Annotated in this window: 5 protein-coding genes; all 5 read right to left on the bottom strand. The window is 64.5% G+C overall.

What is annotated here, in order from left to right:
* Positions 1-154 precede the first annotated feature (154 nt).
* The 5 genes from O3669_RS04075 to O3669_RS04095 all read right to left on the bottom strand — a co-directional run bounded on the left by O3669_RS04075 (position 155) and on the right by O3669_RS04095 (position 17177).
* Positions 155-3661, bottom strand: coding sequence for a S8 family serine peptidase (locus O3669_RS04075; RefSeq protein WP_371523748.1), 3507 nt, complete (start codon positions 3659-3661; stop codon positions 155-157).
* A 317-nt stretch (positions 3662-3978) separates the two neighbouring features.
* Positions 3979-7071 (bottom strand): S8 family serine peptidase, encoded by a 3093-nt coding sequence (locus O3669_RS04080; RefSeq protein WP_371523749.1) that lies wholly within the window; start codon positions 7069-7071, stop codon positions 3979-3981.
* Between the two features lie 421 nt (positions 7072-7492).
* Positions 7493-10930: a S8 family serine peptidase gene (locus O3669_RS04085; protein ID WP_371523750.1), complete on the bottom strand. Its 3438-nt coding sequence runs from the start codon at positions 10928-10930 to the stop codon at positions 7493-7495.
* A gap of 357 nt (positions 10931-11287) precedes the next feature.
* Positions 11288-14434, bottom strand: coding sequence for a S8 family serine peptidase (locus O3669_RS04090; protein WP_371523752.1), 3147 nt, complete (start codon positions 14432-14434; stop codon positions 11288-11290).
* A 406-nt stretch (positions 14435-14840) separates the two neighbouring features.
* Positions 14841-17177: a leucine-rich repeat protein gene (locus tag O3669_RS04095; RefSeq protein ID WP_371523753.1), complete on the bottom strand. Its 2337-nt coding sequence runs from the start codon at positions 17175-17177 to the stop codon at positions 14841-14843.
* Between the last annotated feature and the right edge of the window lie 453 nt (positions 17178-17630).

The following is a 17630-nucleotide window of genomic DNA, read 5'->3' on the forward strand; positions in this document are numbered from 1 at the left end:
CGCGTACGTTCACCAGTGATAACAACGAAAATCGCGGGACTGTTGACTGCCACACTCACCCCTCATGCGGGCGCAGACACAGGCCCGCGCCTCCCGGGAAACTGACCGGGGGGCGCGGGCCGATGAGGTCAGGCGTGAGCCTGGAGCCAGGCGCTTAGCTGATCAACTGGCCATTGTCGGCGAAGTGGTACCAAGTACCCCAAATCTTCAGCCACCCCGTAGCCATCGCGCCGCTACCGGACTGCAGGTAATACCAGTGACCACCTTCCTGAAGCCAGCCCGTATGCATCGCGCCAGTGGCCGGGCTCAGGTAGTACCAAGAACCACCAATATGTGCCCAGCCAGTTGCCATCGCACCGCTGCCCGAAACCAGGTAGTACCAGGACGACCCCTGGCTCAGCCAGCCGGTCACCATCGCACCCGAGGCATTGTGGTAGTACCAGACGCCCTGGTCCTTCACCCACCCGGTGCGCATGTACCCCGACGCATCAAAACGATACGTGGAACCATCAATCACCACAGCCGCATCAGCCGGATACGAACCATCCTCGTAGCGGTACCACCAGCCACGACCATCCCACTTCCACACGCCAGCCTTCGGCGCGGGAACAGGAGCATTGACGTGAATGGTCACGGCGGCAGACACAGAAGGCTGGGTCGGGTCAGCAACCGTAATGGTCGCATCACCCGCACCAACCGCCGTCACCACGCCAGTATCCGAAACCGTCGCCACGGCCTCGTCCGACGAGGACCACACCACGGAGGTCACGGTCGCATCCGCAGGCTCGCGGGTGACGCTCAGCGTCACAGACTCCCCCGCCACCAGCGACGCCGAGGCAGGCGAGACCGACAGCGACGTCATACGCACGAGGGACGAGGGCAGCTGCGTCGTTCCCTTGTTCTTGGCCCAGTCCCACACATGCAGGGACAGCGTCGACGGGTCGTCACCCGCGCCCGTGGTCGCGGTGAGCGGCACGTCCTTGAGGTCGTAGTGGGCATGGAAGAGCCCGTCCTCACCTCGCGCAGCGGGCTCCTCCTCGTACTCGCGCTGGACATAGTCCTTGCCCGAGTCCGGGAAGAGACCGCATCCGGCGATAGGCGCGGAGTCGGTGACGTCGAAGGACAGCGAGTAGGTATTCTCGCCCGTGGGCACGATCGTCATGTTGGAGACGACCGGCGCCTGCGTGTCCAGCGTGAAGTCCCACGTCATCTGCTGCTTCGTACTGGAAGGAGCGTAGGTCTCGGCCTCGATGACCAGCGTGTAGACCCCGTCGGGTAGGGGGTTGCCCGCCTCGTCGTAGCCGTCGAACACGGGTTCGTCTCCCCAGTCTTCGACGTTGGCCCCCAACAAACCGTAGGGGATTTCGTGGTCATGCAGGGACGCGCGGCGGTGCGAGCGGGTGTAGGAGCGCACGACCTGTCCTGCGTCGTTGAGGTAGCTGTAGGTCAGGGTGTCGATGGGGCGCAGCGTGTACGTCGAAGGACCAACGTGCGAGGGGGCCAGGAACTCGTCGGACCGGGAGACGTAGAACAGGGCGGGGTCCGACTGCTGCAATTCACGGATGTCATTGTGATTGTAGAGCGGGTTGACGTCGCCCAGCGGCATGCCCGACATCAGGTTCTTGAAGGTGGATCCGTACAGGTGCACGCCGGCATCCTTACTGCCATCCCACTTGCCATCGAAGACGGGCGAAGCACCCCAGGAGCCGTAGAACCCCATGTAGGGGACCGTGAGGCCCGGCTGCCCGTCAGCGCTCGTGAAGGTCACGGCGCCGTCAACGTAGGTGCCGGAGGGCGCATTCGTGTTCGCGTACGAGGCGAAGGCGGCCTGCGGGGTCACGGTGACGGTCACGGTGGCGGCTGACTTGGCGGGGACGGTCACGGAGTCCGCCGAGAAGACCAGGTCGATCCCAGTACCCGCCCAGTCGGTGGAACTGAACGTGAAGGAGTTCCCCTCAATGGTCGGCGAGAGAGCCTGTCCGCCGAGGGTGTACGTGTGGGCGGTATCGGAGACGTTGGTCAGTTGCACCTGGAAGGTCCAGCCGTCGGTGCCGTCACCCAGGTCGGCCTTGGGGCGCGATGGAGTCGCGGCTCCCACGACGGTCGGGTACACGGACGAGGTCGTGGCCGCCACTGCGTCCACCATGCCTGCGCCGACCTTGCGCGGGGAGTAGAAGGTATGTCCCCCTCGCGTCGTGTCCACGACCGGGTGGGCGGTGCCCATCAGCAGGTTCGTGACCACAGCGTTTGTCTCCTCAGCGCTCAGGCCTGAGAACATCGGATCGGTGGCGACGCGCTGGCGCACGAGGGCGGCGATACCCGCCACCTGAGCCGAGGCCTCGGCCGTGCCAGCCCTGCGACCGTAGGAGCCCGCGGGCAGCGCGGACATGACGTCGCCGCCGGGGGCGGCGATTTCAGGCTTGAGACGCAGGTCCGGTGTCACGCCCCAGGAGGAGAAGCGAGAGGGGGAAGGATCCGCAAGGGGCTGACCGTCGCGCTTGTCGACCTCGTCGAGAGAGGCGACTGCCAGGGCGTTCGAGTCGAGCGCGGGCAAGATAATCGCGCCGTAGTCGGCGTCAGTGGCGAAGGGCTGGTCCCCCTTATTCCAGTTGCCCCACGCGGAGGACGTGTAGTCACCGGCGGGCGCATTGATAGCAATACCCTGGGCGGTCAGGGCGGCGTAGACGTCGGCATAGGTGGCCAAGGCATCGCCGTTTTGCCCGGCGTTGTCACCGACGGACACGATGAGGACGTCGGGCTTAAGGATAGCCGCGTCGTCGAGGGCGGCCAGCAAAACGGAATCGTTGATCTCCTGATCATCGTCGCCAAGAACCTTCGCCATCACGAGCTGCGCATCGGGCGCGGCACCCCGGAACTCCGAGCCGTTGGCGGCCGCGAGCGCCGCCACGTGGGTGCCGTGCGTGTATCGAGCATCGCTGGTTTGGTCGGGGAACTGACCGGGATCTGGGTAGCTCACGTCCGCGTCACCGTCGGCGTAGTCGTAGGCGAAGGGGATCTTCGCGCTCACCCAGCCGCCGCCCCGCCCGTCACCGAGTCCGGCCGTCAGGGAGGCCACGTCCGATTGAGCCAGGCGCGCGCCCTCCACGGGACCCGCGAAGGCGGCGTGGCTCGTGTCGAAGCCGGTGTCGATGACCTCGATGACCTGCCCCGAACCCTTGTGGGTGGCTTGGGCGGCCGCCGTCATGTCCATCGCAGCCGAGTGCGCGGGGTCGTGGTCCTTGTCATTGTTGCCGCTGTTGCTGGACCCGTACTCGTCGTAGACCGTGGCGCTGTAGCGATCCTTGAAAGCGGCCTTCACGCCGGGCGTTGCCTTGATCGCCTTGAGGGAGGACATGGGCGCTCTGATCGCGAAGCCGCGCAGGACGTGCGTGTACTCGCGCACGCCGGTCACGTTAGCCCCGGGGACGGCCGCCGCCACGGAGGCGGACACGCGCTCCTTCATCTCCGCGAGCGCGGGGGCGTCGTCCGTCAGCTGGACGATGATCGTCGTGGTGTAGTCCTCGTAGTATTCCGAGGACGAGGCCTGGGCGGGTTCCGTCGACCGGGTGTCGTCAGCGACGGAGGCAGGCGCGTTAAGTGTTGTTACGGCGAGCGCACCGACGGTTGTCAGCGCCAGTGCCAAGAGTTTTCGATGGGACATGTCTGGCTCACTTGTCGGAAGGTTTGACCAATGTTGAGGTCGCCACTATGCGAGGCTCCTCACATCCAAGCGTAGACTGTTCAGCATGTGTGACAAGCCTTTTCTGGCAATTCGTATTAGTTTTGACAAACATACAAGCGAACTCTTGGGCCACATTGCCTGCCAGCGTGTTCAGAATTTAACCATCATTATGAGGGAGCATGACGCACGACTGTCGAGTGTCGAGTCATCGTTGCACGTCACGCAGACATAGGCCCGCGCCCCCGGACGTCTGACCGGGGGCGCGGGCGCGGGTGAGCGCGAATCGACTCAGGTACTTAGTCGATCAGCTGGCCGTTGTCGGCGAAGTGGTACCACTTCCAGTAGATCTTGACCCAGCCGGTCACCATGGCCCCGGAGGAGCGATCCAGGTAGTACCAGTGCCCGCCTTCCTGAAGCCAGCCCGAATGCATCGCACCAGTGGCCGGGCTCAGGTAGTACCAGGTGGAGCCCACCTGCACCCAGCCGGTGGCCATGGCCCCGGTCGCGGGGCTCATGTAGTACCAGTGCACGCCCGAGTACACCCAACCGCTCACCTGGGCACCCGAGGAAGCGTGGTAGAACCACTGACCGCCCTCGTTCACCCAGCCAGTACGCATGTAGCCGGAGGCGTCAAAACGATACGTCGTCCCGTCGATCATCACAGCCGTGCCAGCCGGGTAGGAACCGTCCTCATAGCGGTACCACCAGCCGCGGCCATCATGCTTCCACTCCCCCACCTTCGGCGCGGGCGTGTCATCGGCCGCGAGGGAAACAGCCAGCGGAGCACGGTTCAGGGGCCAGTCCCACACCTGCAGGTAGACAGCCTGCGGGTCAGCGCCCGAGCGCCGCGCGATGTCCGAGAGCTTGATGTCGTAGTGGTAGTGGCGCAGACCGTCGCCTCCGAGCTCGCCCCAGCCGTATTCCTTCTCGCGCATAAAGGCCTCGCCGTTCGCCGCCATCGAGAATCCGTAGCCCGCGATGGGCGAGGAGTCGGTGACGTCGAAGGAGAGCGCGGCGTCGTCCCCCTCGCCCGTGATGGCCACATTCGAGATGGTGGGCGCCTGCGTATCCAGTCGGATCACGTGGGTGAGCTGCTCGGTCGCCGGGTTCGCCCCGCCCCTCGTTCCTTCGATGGTGAGCGTGTAGTTGCCGTCAGGCAGTTCGCGGCCCGCCTCATCATAGCCGTCGAAGAAGGGGGCGCTGTCGAAGGTGCTTTCGGCGGTGGTTACCTCCGAAAAACGCCCGCTGCCAACGGTGCGACTCCTGGGTGCGCCCGGGTAGGTGTAGGAGCGCACGGTGTCCCCGGCCTCGTTCGTGTACGTGTAGGTCAGCGAATCGACATCACGGAGCAGCACCGTCCCCGGGGTGGCGTACGTCCTGGCGTTTTCTTCCGCCGAGCGCGTGATGATGTACAGGCTGCGGTCATTCGTACTGATCGCCATGGACTCTTCCGGATCGAAGGGGTTGATCTGGCCGAGGGGCAGGCCGTGGAAGGTCATCGTTGACGGGCTGAGCTTCGACTCGCCGTACACGGGGCTATCGAAGATGCCCATCTGATCGCTCTCCCCGTAGAACCCCAGGTAGGGCACGGTCAGGTCGGGGGCACCGTCGGCGCTCGTGAAGGTCACCGCTCCGTCGATGAACGTGCCCTGCGGGGTGTTCTCCTTCGCCCACGAGGCGAACTCGGCCTTCGGGGTCACCGTGACGGTCACGGTGGCGCTGGAGGCGGCAGGAACGGTCACAGAGTCGGCCGAGAAGATCAGGTCGATGCCCGCTCCGGCCCAGTTCGTGGAGTTGGCTCGGAAGAGCAAGTCGATCACGTTCTCGGAGAGGGCCTGGCCGCCGAGGGTGTAGGTGCGGGCCTCATCAGAGACGTTGGTCAGCTGCACCTGGAAGGTCCACCCGTCGGCGCCTTGACCCAGCTCCGCCTTGGGGCGCGAGGGGTTGGGGGCACCCACGACGGTCGGGTACACGGGCGAGGTCGTGGCCGCCACCGCGTCCACCATGCCAGCGCCGACTCGGCGAGGAGACCAGAAGGTTCCATTCGCCTGGCTCGCGTCCACGACCGGGTGGGCGGTGCCCATCAGGAAGTTGGTGACAAGCGCGCTCTTGTCCCCGTCGGACATTCCGGCGAAGGCCGGGTCGGTCTCGATGCGCTGGCGCACGAGGGTCGCCGCGCCCGCGACCTGAGCCGAGGCCTCGGCCGTGCCCGACATGGTCACGTAGTCGTTGCCAGGCGCGGCGGAATTGACGAGCACTCCAGGAGCAGCGATCTCGGGCTTGAGCCTCAGATCGGGGGCAGGTCCCCACGAGGAGGAATCCCACGGCTTGAAGCTGGGCTGGCCGGGGGCACCCGACGCGCTCAGCGCCGCCACCGACAGGACAGACGAGTACTCGGCGGGCGCGCCGATCGCGCCCGGATCAGACCCTCGCGTGCTCCACGCAGCGCGCCCATCATCTCCGGCGGGCGCATCAACCGTGACGCCCTCCGCGGACAACTTGTCGTAGGCGCGCGCGTAGAGCCTCGCGGCGTCGCCGCTCACATCGCGAGCCGCCATGACAGAGACGACCAGGGCGTCAGGCTTGAGCACCATCGCGTCGTCCAGGGCCGCCAACACAACACTATCGCGAACGACGTTCCAGGAATCGGAGACGACCTTGGCGACGATGAGCTGAGCGCCGGGCGCGCTACCTCGATACGTTGTCCCGTTGGCGCCGGCAAGGGCAGCCATGCGAGTGCCATGCACGTGCCGCGTGTAGTCCTCAATTCCATACTCGTAGTCGGCCAGCACATTCGTGTCAGCGTCGGCGTAGTCGTATGCGAAGGGAATCTTGTCGCTGACCCACGCGCCGGCCCGCCCAGCACCGAGCTGGGTGGTGAGCGCCGCCATGTCAGCCTGGGTGACGCGCAGGGATGCGGTATCCAGGGTCCCGGCGAAGGCCTCGTGCGAGGTGTCGAATCCCGAGTCGATGACCTCAATGACACGCCCCTGGCCCCGCTCAGACGCCTGGTCTGCGTGGGTGAGCACCGACGGATCATCGATCTCATCGCTGGCCCGCCCCACAATTTCCGGGTACACGATCGGCTCGCGCACGCCATCGGAAACGACTGCCTGGACGCCCTGCACGCCCTTGATGGCCGCGAGGGCGGAGGAGGGTGCCTTCACGGCGAAGCCCTCAAACACGTGGTGATAGTCGCGCACATACTCGGTGCTCGCACCGGGCGTGGCGGCCGCTACCGCCTGATCGATGCGCTGTCGCACCCCCTCACGATCAGCACCATCCTCGAGTTGGACGATAACCGTCTGCTGTGCATCCAGGGAGACCCCGGTGTTCGAGGCGGCCTCGGCCTCGTGCGCGTCGGCCGCAAACGAGGGCGGCGCGCTCACGGTCGTACAAGCAAGGGCACCTGCCGCTACAAGCGTCAGCGCCAACCGTTTCCGGGGTAACATCTGTGACTCACTTTCTTCACAACTGGTTAATGGGTGCCTGCATCGTTGCTCGGATCCCTCCGTTCAAGAGTAACCTAGACCCGTTCATCGACAACTAGTTTTCTCAAATTTTCACGCAATCTGTCAAAACGCTCTCACACGCATTTGTCGGATAAACCTACCCATTGCCCAACATTTCAACGAAAAGAAGGGGGACGCCCCTGACCACTGCGTAACGAGGCAGCAACGTGTGCACACACTCAGTCCCACATATCGGCGACGCCGCGGAGCGCTGGACGCGCGAAAAGGCCCGCGCCTCCCGGAAAACTGACCGGGGGCGCGGGCCAATGAGGTCAGGCGTGAGCCTGGCACCATGCGCTTAGCTGATCAACTGGCCATTGTCGGCAAAGTGGTACCAAGTACCCCAAATACGCAGCCACCCGGTCACCATCGCACCACTACCGGACTGCAGGTAATACCAGTGACCACCCTCCTGAAGCCAGCCCGTATGCATCGCACCAGTGGCCGGGCTCAGGTAATACCAGGTGGACCCCACCTGCACCCAGCCCATCGCCATGGCCCCGGTCCCAGGATCCAGGTAATACCAACTCACACCCGAAAGCACCCAACCACTCACCTGAGCACCGGAGGCATTGTGGTAGTACCACACGCCCCGGTCCTTCACCCACCCAGTACGCATGTAACCGGACTCGTCAAAGCGGTACGTGACACCATCGATCACCAGGGTCGCATCAGCCGGATACGAACCATCCTCGTAGCGGTACCACCAGCCACGACCATCCCACTTCCACACGCCAGCCTTCGGCGTAGGAGCGGGCGCGGGCGCCTCCACGTGAACCATGGCGCTCGCCGACACGACGGACGGCTGCGTCGGATCCGCAACACTGATCGTCGCATCACCCGCACCAACCGCCGTCACCACGCCAGTATCCGAAACCGTCGCCACGGCCTCGTCCGACGAGGACCACACGAGGTTGACCTCCTCCGCGTCGGCAGGCTCGCGGGTGACACTCAGCGTCACAGACTCCCCCACCACCAGCGATGACGACTCAGGCGACAGAGACACCTTCGTCAAGGGCTGCGAGGTCACAGGAACCTCCATCACCGCCTTATTGACCGGCCAGTCCCACGCCTGCAGGTACACGACCGTACGGTCTGTACCCGAATGTTGTGCGAGCTCCGAGAGCTTGACCTCAACGTGGTAGACAAGCAAGCCTTCTTCTCCTCGCCTACCCACGTAGTTCAGCTCGCATTCCATGAAGGAATGACCGTCCGCGCTCCACGAGAAACCGCAGCTGGCGATCGGCGAGGAATCGACGATGTCGTAAGAGAGCACGCGCTCATGCCCCTCGCCCGTGATCGCAACGTTCGAGAAGACGGGCGCGTGAGTATCCACGCGAATCGGGTGGGTCAGCTGCTGGGTCACGGGTGACGGACCACCAGTCGTGCCCTCAATGGTGAGCGTGTAGGTCCCGTCCGGCAGCTCGTTACCCTGCGCGTCATAGCCATCAAACCAGGGCTTGTTGTCAAAGGAATCTTCCGCGGTGGACACATTGTAGAAGCGTCCAGATCCACTGGCCACGCTCTTGGGCACGCTTGCGTACTCGTAGGAGCGCACGACCTGACCGGCCTCGTTCGTGTACGTGTAGGTCAGCGAATCGACGTCACGGAGCAGCACCGTGCCCGGGGTGGCGTACGTCCTGGCATTGTCTTGCGTCGAACGCGAGATGATGTAGTACTGGCGGTCGTTGGTGTGGATCGCCATCTCGTCTTCCTCCGCGAAAGGATTGAGCTGCCCGAGGGGCAACCCATGGAAGGTCATCGTTGACGTGTGGAGCTTCGACTCGCCGTACACGGGGCTGTCGAAGACCGTCGAGTCACCCCAGGAACCGTAGAATCCCATGTAGGGGACCGTGAGGTCGGGGGCGCCGTCGGCGCTCGTGAAGGTCACCGCTCCGTCGATGAACGTGCCCTGCGGGGTGTTCTCCTTCGCCCACGAGGCGAACTCGGCCTTCGGGGTCACCGTGACGGTCACGGTGGCGCTGGAGGCGGCAGGAACGGTCACAGAGTCGGCCGAGAAGATCAGGTCGATGCCCGCTCCGGCCCAGTTCGTGGAGTTGGCTCGGAAGAGCAAGTCGATCACGTTCTCGGAGAGGGCCTGGCCGCCGAGGGTGTAGGTGCGGGCCTCATCAGAGACGTTGGTCAGCTGCACCTGGAAGCTCCAGCCGTCGGTGCCGTCACCCAGGTCTGCCTTGGGACGCGTCGGGTTTGCGGCTCCCACCACGGTCGGATACACGGGCGAGGTCGTGGCAGCGAGCGCGTCCACCATTCCAGCGCCGACTCGGCGAGGAGACCAGAAGGTTCCATTCGCCTGGCTCGCGTCCACGACCGGGTGAGCGGTGCCCATGAGAAGCTTGGTGACAACCCCGGACTTTTCCTGCTCGGACATCCCCGCGAAAGCGGAGTCGGTGTCCACGCGCTGACGTACGAGCGCGGCAATGCCCGCAACCTGAGCCGCAGCCTCGCCCGTTCCTTCCATTGATTGATAGAGGCGAGGCCGGTCCGGAATAGCGGAGTTGACTTCATCTCCGGGCGCTGCGATCTCCGGTTTAAGCCTCAGATCAGGGGTCACTCCCCACGAGGAGTCACTCCACGGGTACAGTTCGGAGCCTACTTCCGCGCCGGAGCCGCTCAGAGCGGTGACGGACAGTATCTGCGAGTTCGCGGCGGGTTCACCGATCATGCCCCCATCAGGCTGGTCCGCGCGCCGCGACGAGCGGCCGGAGTCTCCCACTGGCGCAACCACCGTCGTTCCTGCGTTGGCGAGCCTGTCATAGGCCTGCCCGTACAGGAGCGCCGCATCGCCGCTGATGGAACGATTCGCCAAGAAGGACACAATGAGGGTGTCTGGCTTGAGCACCATCGCATCATCCAGGGCCGCCAGGAGGTTACTGTCGAAGGCGTATTGAGAATAACTGGAGACAACCTTGGCGACGACAAGCTGAGCCTCAGGCGCGGCACCCCGATAGGTGGCCCCATTCGCAGCCGCGAGGGCCGCCACGCGAGTGCTGTGCGCGTGCTGCGTAAAGTCTTCCGGCCCGTAGAAGTACTCCTCGTACAGGTCCGTGTCACGATCTGCGTAGTCGTAGGCGAACGGAATCTTCTCGCTGACCCACGCGCCACCCCGGCCGACACCGAGCTGGGAGGTCACGGACGCCATATCGGCCTGCTTGAAGCGCAGGGAGGCGGTATCCATCGTCCCAGCAAAGGCCTCGTGTGTGGCGTCAAAACCCATGTCGAGAACCTCGACAACCTGTCCCTTGCCTTGGCCTGACGCCTGGTCGGCGCGGGTCAGCGCAGCCGGATTCTTGATTTCCTCACCGTCGCCCCGGCGAAATTCCGCGTAGAAGACCGGCGTGCGCCCAGCGTCAACGACGGCGGTCTTCACGCCCCGCACGCCCTTGATAGCCTCAAGCGCGGATTCTGGCGCCTTGATCGCAAACCCCTCGAAGACATGGCGGTACTCCGCCACGTCCTCGACGCTCGCCCCCGGCTGGGCCTGGGTGATGGCCTCTCTGACGCGCGTCTTCACATCGGCGAGCCTGGCGTCCTGGTCGCCGCCGACCTCCTCGACACTAACGATGAAAGTACTCCTCCCATCCGGCTTCCCCTGTTCACTCGACGCGGTCTCGGCATGGTCCGTATCGGTCGCAAGCGCATGGGGCATGGTCATGGTGGTGATAGCAAGGGCACTGGTCACAGCTAGCGCCAGTGCCGACAATCGACGGTGAAACATCTGCGGCTCACTCTCTTGACAGCTGGTTGATGGGCGGGCACATCGTTGCACCAGTCCCTGCGTTTAAGAGTAACCCCTCTCAGGCGCCGGAGTAGAGTTTTCTCGACATTTTCTCACAATTGTCAACAGACAATCGCCCCTATTTCTCGCACAGAATTACTTGTTTCCCGACTTTTTGCGGAAATAGCGTGGGGAGTCTCCTCTCTCCCACAGCGCGTTCCCCTCAACGCCCGTCACAGAGTCTGACAGCGCCCCTCTTCATCCCGCGCAACGGCGCAGACACAGGCCCGCGCCTCCCGGGAAACTGACCGGGAGGCGCGGGCCGATGAGGTCAGGCGTGAGCCTGGAGCCAGGCGCTTAGCTGATCAACTGGCCATTGTCGGCGAAGTGGTACCAGGTACCCCAAATACGCAGCCAACCGGTCGCCATCGCGCCACTACCGGACTGAAGGTAATACCAGTGACCACCCTCGCTCAGCCAGCCCGTATGCATCGCACCCGTAGCCGGGCTCAGGTAGTACCAGGTCGCCCCCACCTGCACCCAGCCCGTGGCCATAGCCCCGGTCGCGGGCTCCAGGTAGTACCAACTCACGCCCGACAGCACCCAACCGCTCACCTGAGCACCCGAAGCAGCGTGATAGAACCACTGACCGCCCTCGAATACCCACCCGGTACGCATATAACCGGCAGCGTCAAAACGGTACGTGACACCATCGATCACAAGAGCCGCATCAGCAGGGAACGAACCATCCTCGTAGCGGTACCACCAGCCACGACCATCCCACTTCCACTCCCCCACCTTCGGGCTGGGAGCGGGCGTGTCATCGGCCTTGAGGGAAACCGACGATGTCGCCCTGTTTTCAACCCAGTCCCACACCACCAGCTGGATGGTCGCAGGGTCGCCGCCGAGTTGGCTCAGGACGCTCGGGAGCTTGGCTTCGAAGTGCTCGTGGTAGAGTCCGTCGTCTGAGCGGGAGCTCGGATAACTGTTGACGCTCCACAGGGTCAGCGCTCCGTCCGGATCCGTCTTAAATCCGTAGCCGGCGATCGGCGAGGCGTCGGTCACGTCGAAGGAGAGCATGCGTTCCTCCCCCTCACCGGAAACGGTGACGTTCGAGACGACGGGCGAGACCGTGTCCACCGCGAAGCTGTAGCTGGTGTGCTGGGTCGCCGACGAGGGGCCGTAGGTGGCGGCCTCGATCGTGACCGTGTAGCGGCCGTCGGGCAGCTCATTGCCGTCCGCGTCGTAGCTATCAAAGCTCGGGGCGCATCCTGGGGACATGAACTCGGCGTTGTGCACGCCGCGCCAGTGGTCGTCGTAGAAGCCCTTGTCCGCGCGATCGCAGGTGTAGGTGCGCACGGTTGCCCCGGCCTCGTTCGTGACCGTGTAGGTCAGCGAGGGGACGGCGCGCAGCAGGATCGTGCCCGGAGTGACGCTTGTACGAGAACCGTTGCGCGTGATGACAAAACGATCGGGGTAGAAGCCGTGCAGCGCGCGCTCGTCTTCCATCTCGAAGGGGTTGAACTGTCCGAAAGGCAGGTTGCCGCTCATGAGCGTCGACCCGTAGCCGACGTTGTGGTTGTTCGGGGCCTGCTCGTCGAAGATTGCCGGGGTGCCCCAGGAACCGTAGAAGCCCATGTAGGGAACCGTGAGGTTCGGCTGCCCGTCAGCGCTCGTGAAGGTCACGGCGCCGTCGACGAACGTTCCGTTGGGCGTGTTGGCCGTCGCGTGCGAGACGAAGGCTGCCTGCGGGGTCACGGTGACGGTCACGGTGGCGCTGGAGGCGGCGGGCACGGTCACCGACTCGGACGAGAAGGTCAGGTCGATTCCCCGCCCCGCCCAGTTGGTTGAGTGGCCGGCGAAGAGCGTGCTCTGGACGTCTTCGGACAGGGCCTGGCCGCCGAGCGTGTAGGTGTGGGCGGCGTCGGAGACGTTGGTCAGGCGCACCTGGAAGGTCCAGCCGTTCGTGCCGTCACCCAGGTCGGCCTTGGGGCGCGAGGGATCCGGGGCCCCGACGACGGTCGGGTACACGGGCGAGGCCGTGGCCCCGACCGCGTCCACCATTCCCGCGCCGACGCGACGCGGCGAGTAGTAGGTGCCGTCATTGCGGGTCACGTCTGCGATCGGGCGAGCCGTGCCCATCACGAAGTTACCGACGAGTGCGTTCTTTTCGGCGCTGCCCAAGGCTGCGAAGGCCGGGTCGGTCGCGATCCGCTCGCGCACGAGGGCGGAGATTCCGGCAACCTGGGCCGAGGCCTGGGCCGTGCCCGACTGGCGACCGTAGTAGTTGCCGGGGCTAGCAGACATCACCTCGCCGCCGGGAGCCGCGACCTCGGGCTTGAGGCGCAGGTCGTAGGTCGCACCCGTGCCGGAGAAATCGGAGACGGTGATCGCCCCCGTGCCCAGGTCCGGCGCGTCCTGCTCGTTCACGGAGGCGACGGCCAGGGTCGAGGGGTAGAACGCCGGGAAGCCGAGGAGGCCCGTATCCGGGTTGGTGCCAAAGCTGGAAGTGCCATCGTTGCCGGCGGGCGCGCTGACCACGACCCCGGCCTCGCTCAGCTTCTGGTACACCTGCGAGTACAGAGCCACGGAGTCGGCGCTCATCCCCTCGAGCGTCGCAAAGGAGACGGTGAGGGCGTCGGGCTTGATGACCGCCGCGTCATCGAGGGCCGCCAGGAGCGCAGTGTCGTAGGCCGTGTACGTGCCGTCGCTGGTGACCTTCGCGACGACGAGCTGAGCCCCCGGCGCGGCCCCCGTGAAGGAGGTGCCGTTCGCGGTCGCAAGCGAGGCAACGTGCGTACCCTGCTCCGACGCCCAACTGCTCGCGTTACCTGTCGTCGCATCCGTATCCCCGTCGCCATAGTCGTATGCGAAGGGGATCTTGTCACTAACCCACGCGCCGTCCTTGCCTGCGCCGAGGCTGGGGGCAAGTGACGTCATGGCCTGGCGCGTGAGGCGCGCCGAAGCAGCATCCAGGGAGCCGGCGAAAGCCTCGTGCGAGGTGTCGACTCCGACGTCGATAACCTCGATGACCTGCCCCTGACCCCTCTGGGAGGCCGCCGCGGCGCCCGTCATGCGTGAGGCTGTGCCACGATCGGGGGAGCTGTCGGTGGAGTGGTCGCGCATGTCCCAGAAGTCGGGGTCTGTGACCGGCTCGTGACGCCCCTCGACGAAGGCGCCCTTGACTCCCTGCACGCCCTTGATGGCCGCCATCGTAGCGGCAGGCACCTCGGGCCTGTAGTCGTGACTACCGGCCGGCACCTTGATCGCGAAGCCCTCGAACACGTGATGGTAGTCGCGCACGTCCTGGATGGTCGCGCCGGGACTGACCTGGGCAACGGCCTCACCGATACGCTTCTTGACGTCGGCGTAGCGGGAGGCATGGTCGCCGCCACCCTCCTCAAGCTGGACGATGACCGTGGCCGAGCGTTCGCCCGAGTCTCGGTTCGTCGACGAGGCGTCGGCGCGCTCCGTGTCCGCCGCGACGGAGGACGGCGCACTCATAGCCGTTACGGCGAGAGCGCCGACGGCAACCAACGCCACCGCTGATAGTCTTCGATGGAACATCTGTGCCCACTTTCTTAACGAGTGACAAATCGGCATGCACACACGTGCAGCTCCACTGAACAAGAGTAACCCTATCGAGGGAGGACCACAGCAGTTTTCACGAATCTATCGCACCATCTATCAAACAGGTGTTTCCCGCATTTTCACAACATGTGGAGCGATGTCTAGCATTGTCACCTCACGTATGAGGAATCGCGTCTTTCTCTCATTCCCAGCCCACGCTCCCCCACAATCGCCCGGAGCCAACACCGCGCTGGGCGGCACTGACGCGCGAAGACAGACCTGCGCCCCCGAAATTTCTTCCGGGGGCGCAGGGATTGAGGGCGTCGTGTCTGTCGTCGGGCTAGCCGATCAGCTGGCCACTCGTCGAGAAGTGGTACCACGTTCCCGAGATCTGGAGCCACCCGGTTGCCATGGAGCCACTGGAGGGATCCAGGTAATACCAGGAGGCGCCATCCTTGAGCCAGCCGGTCGCCATATCACCGGCACCATTCAGGTAGTACCAGGTCGAGCCCACCTGCACCCAGCCGGTCGCCATATCACCGGCACCATTGAGGTAGTACCAGGAGGCGCCATCCTTGAGCCACCCGGTCGCCATGGCACCGGCACCATTGAGGTAGTACCAGGTCGAGCCCACCTGCACCCAACCCGTCACCATCTGTCCGGTCGCCGGGTCCAGGTAGTACCAGGATGAACCATCCTTTACCCAACCGCTCGCCTGAGCACCCGAGCCGGTGTGGTAGTACCACGATCCGCCGTCCTTCACCCAGCCCGTGCGCATGTATCCAGAGGCATCGAATCGGTACACGGTTCCGTCAATCGTCAGCGCCTGATCCTTCGGATAGGAGCCGTCTGCGTTGACATACCACCAGCCGCGAGCGTCCTGTTTCCATCCACCGGTCTGCGGCTCGGGAGCCGGAGAAGAACCGACACTCAGCCTCGTCGAATGCAGGGCATAGGAGGCGTCGCGCACGTCGACACGCAGGCCCACAGTCGCACTGGTCGGGGTCCACGCGAAGGATGCCGTGCGAGACGCGAGGGCGCTCCAATCCTGGAGGACGGTTTCGGCATGGCCCGGCCCAACCTGAACGAAGCGCACCTCGCGCACGTCCTGGGTACCGCCGGTAGCGGTGACGGTCACCGTCGTCGGCGCACCCAGGCCAGCGTTCAGCGCGTACCCCTCCCCGGCCTCGGCGATGCCAGTGCCCGACAGAGCGAGCGTGGGCGCGGAGTATTCCAACAGGTTCGCCGTTTTGTATCCGGCACTGTCCATCGCTGCCTTGACTGTCTTCCAGGCCTGCGATCCCTTGGCCCCAGCAACGTAGATGGTGGTGTTCGCCTTCGTGTCGGCGTCGACTTCTTCGTCAAGTTGCAGCGAGGTCACGGTCGAAGGCAACACAATGACGCGCGGTGTCTCGCTCCAGAAGGAGAACGTCGTCATCCCCTCGCCGAAGAATGCGCTCTCCGGGCGGCCGTTCGAGGCACGGCCCTCGGAGTAGAACTCGCCGTCCACGCCGCCGCGTACGACAATGTGGCGAACGTTGCGGATGCCGCGCGTGACCATGCGCACATTGCTGACCCGATCCCCCAGCTCGAGCGTGTCCACGCCGGTATTCGACACGCCTTCGAACGAGGTGACGGACGCAGGAACAACCAAGCTGGTCAGCTTCGTGCAGCCGCCGAACGCATCGTCACCGACCGCCGTGAGCCTTCCCAGCTCGGGACGCATGTTCACCTCGGTCAACGCACGATCATTCAGGAAGGCGTTATCCGACACCGTGGTCGTGCCACCCAAGTCCACCCGAGTGAGACTCGAGGCGTTCGAGAACGCCCAGGAACCGATCGTCTCAAGCGAATCCGGCAGGGTCACAGACGTGAGCCGAGAGCTTTCAAACGCGTAGTCACCGATCGTGCGCGCCGAGGAAGGCAGCGTCACCGTCGCAATGGTCGCACCCGCGAACGCGTAGTCATCGATCTGCGTGACCCCGCCAACGACTGCGTAGGCCCCTCCCGTATTCTTTGCCTGCGGATAGGCAATCAGGTGCGAATGATCCTTCGAATACAAGACACCGTCGACGCTCGCGTAGTTTGTGTTGGCAGCATCGACCTCGATGGAAGTGAGCGCGCTTGTTCCCACAAAGGCCGCCACCAGCTGGTCCGCACCAACATTGGCTCCCAGGCGGATCGACGTGAGCCCGCTCATCCCCGCAAACGCGTTGTAGCCGATCGTCACCACGGAGCCCGGCAGCGTCAAGGTCTTCAGAGTCGTTGACTGGAACGCACGAGCCCCAATCGTGGTGAGCTGGGAGGGATGCTCCTTGTCATCCTGGAAGGTGAGCTCCTTCAGCTCCTGACTCACGAAGGCATCATCGCCGATGACACGTACGCTCGCGGGGATCCACAACTTCGTCAGCTGCGCGTTATCGAACGCCTCAGTGCTGATCTCGGTGACACCGTCGGGGATCGTGACCTCCCTGGCGGTTCCCGTGTAGGCGGTGAGAACACCGTTCTTGTCGATCTCGAAATCTTCGGACGGATTGGGCTGCGCGGCCGGCGCGACAACGCTGGAATGCGACACCGCCCCAGAGTCGGCCGCGAACGCTGCGGGAACGCTGACCGTAGAGAAAGAAACAACCCCGGTCAGCGCTACTGCAAGCGCCGCCACGTGTCGATGAGACATGACTATGCTCCCTGTGTTGACAATTCGGCAAACGGCGGTTCGGACCATGCGACACGAACGCGCATCACACATTACTCCGCACACTAACGTCACCCACTTGTGACGCCAATCCTTCTCACGATGCGGCAATCACCGAAGTGTGCACCCCACCCACAGTACCATTCGCCACCAACAACAAAACGCTCACACCTCTCTCGCCGCGCCGCGACACCCACGTGCGAGCACCCAGAGCAACGCAGACTCTGACCACTCTTACTTGCATCCGATCGTCACCTCTAACGGGATGCCTCACCGCGAGCGCAGATACGCCGGGGGCCGACCCTGCGGTCGGCCCCCGGCGTATCCCATCAACACAGTGCACGTTCTCCCAGATGACTCCTCACAACGATTCTCGTCGGCATCTCCCGGACCCGATTGGCCCGTGCCGTATTCCCTTGTAATGACGTCTACTCT

Source organism: Pauljensenia sp. 20925_1_34 (genome assembly GCF_041432775.1).
Lineage (GTDB): Bacteria > Actinomycetota > Actinomycetes > Actinomycetales > Actinomycetaceae > Pauljensenia.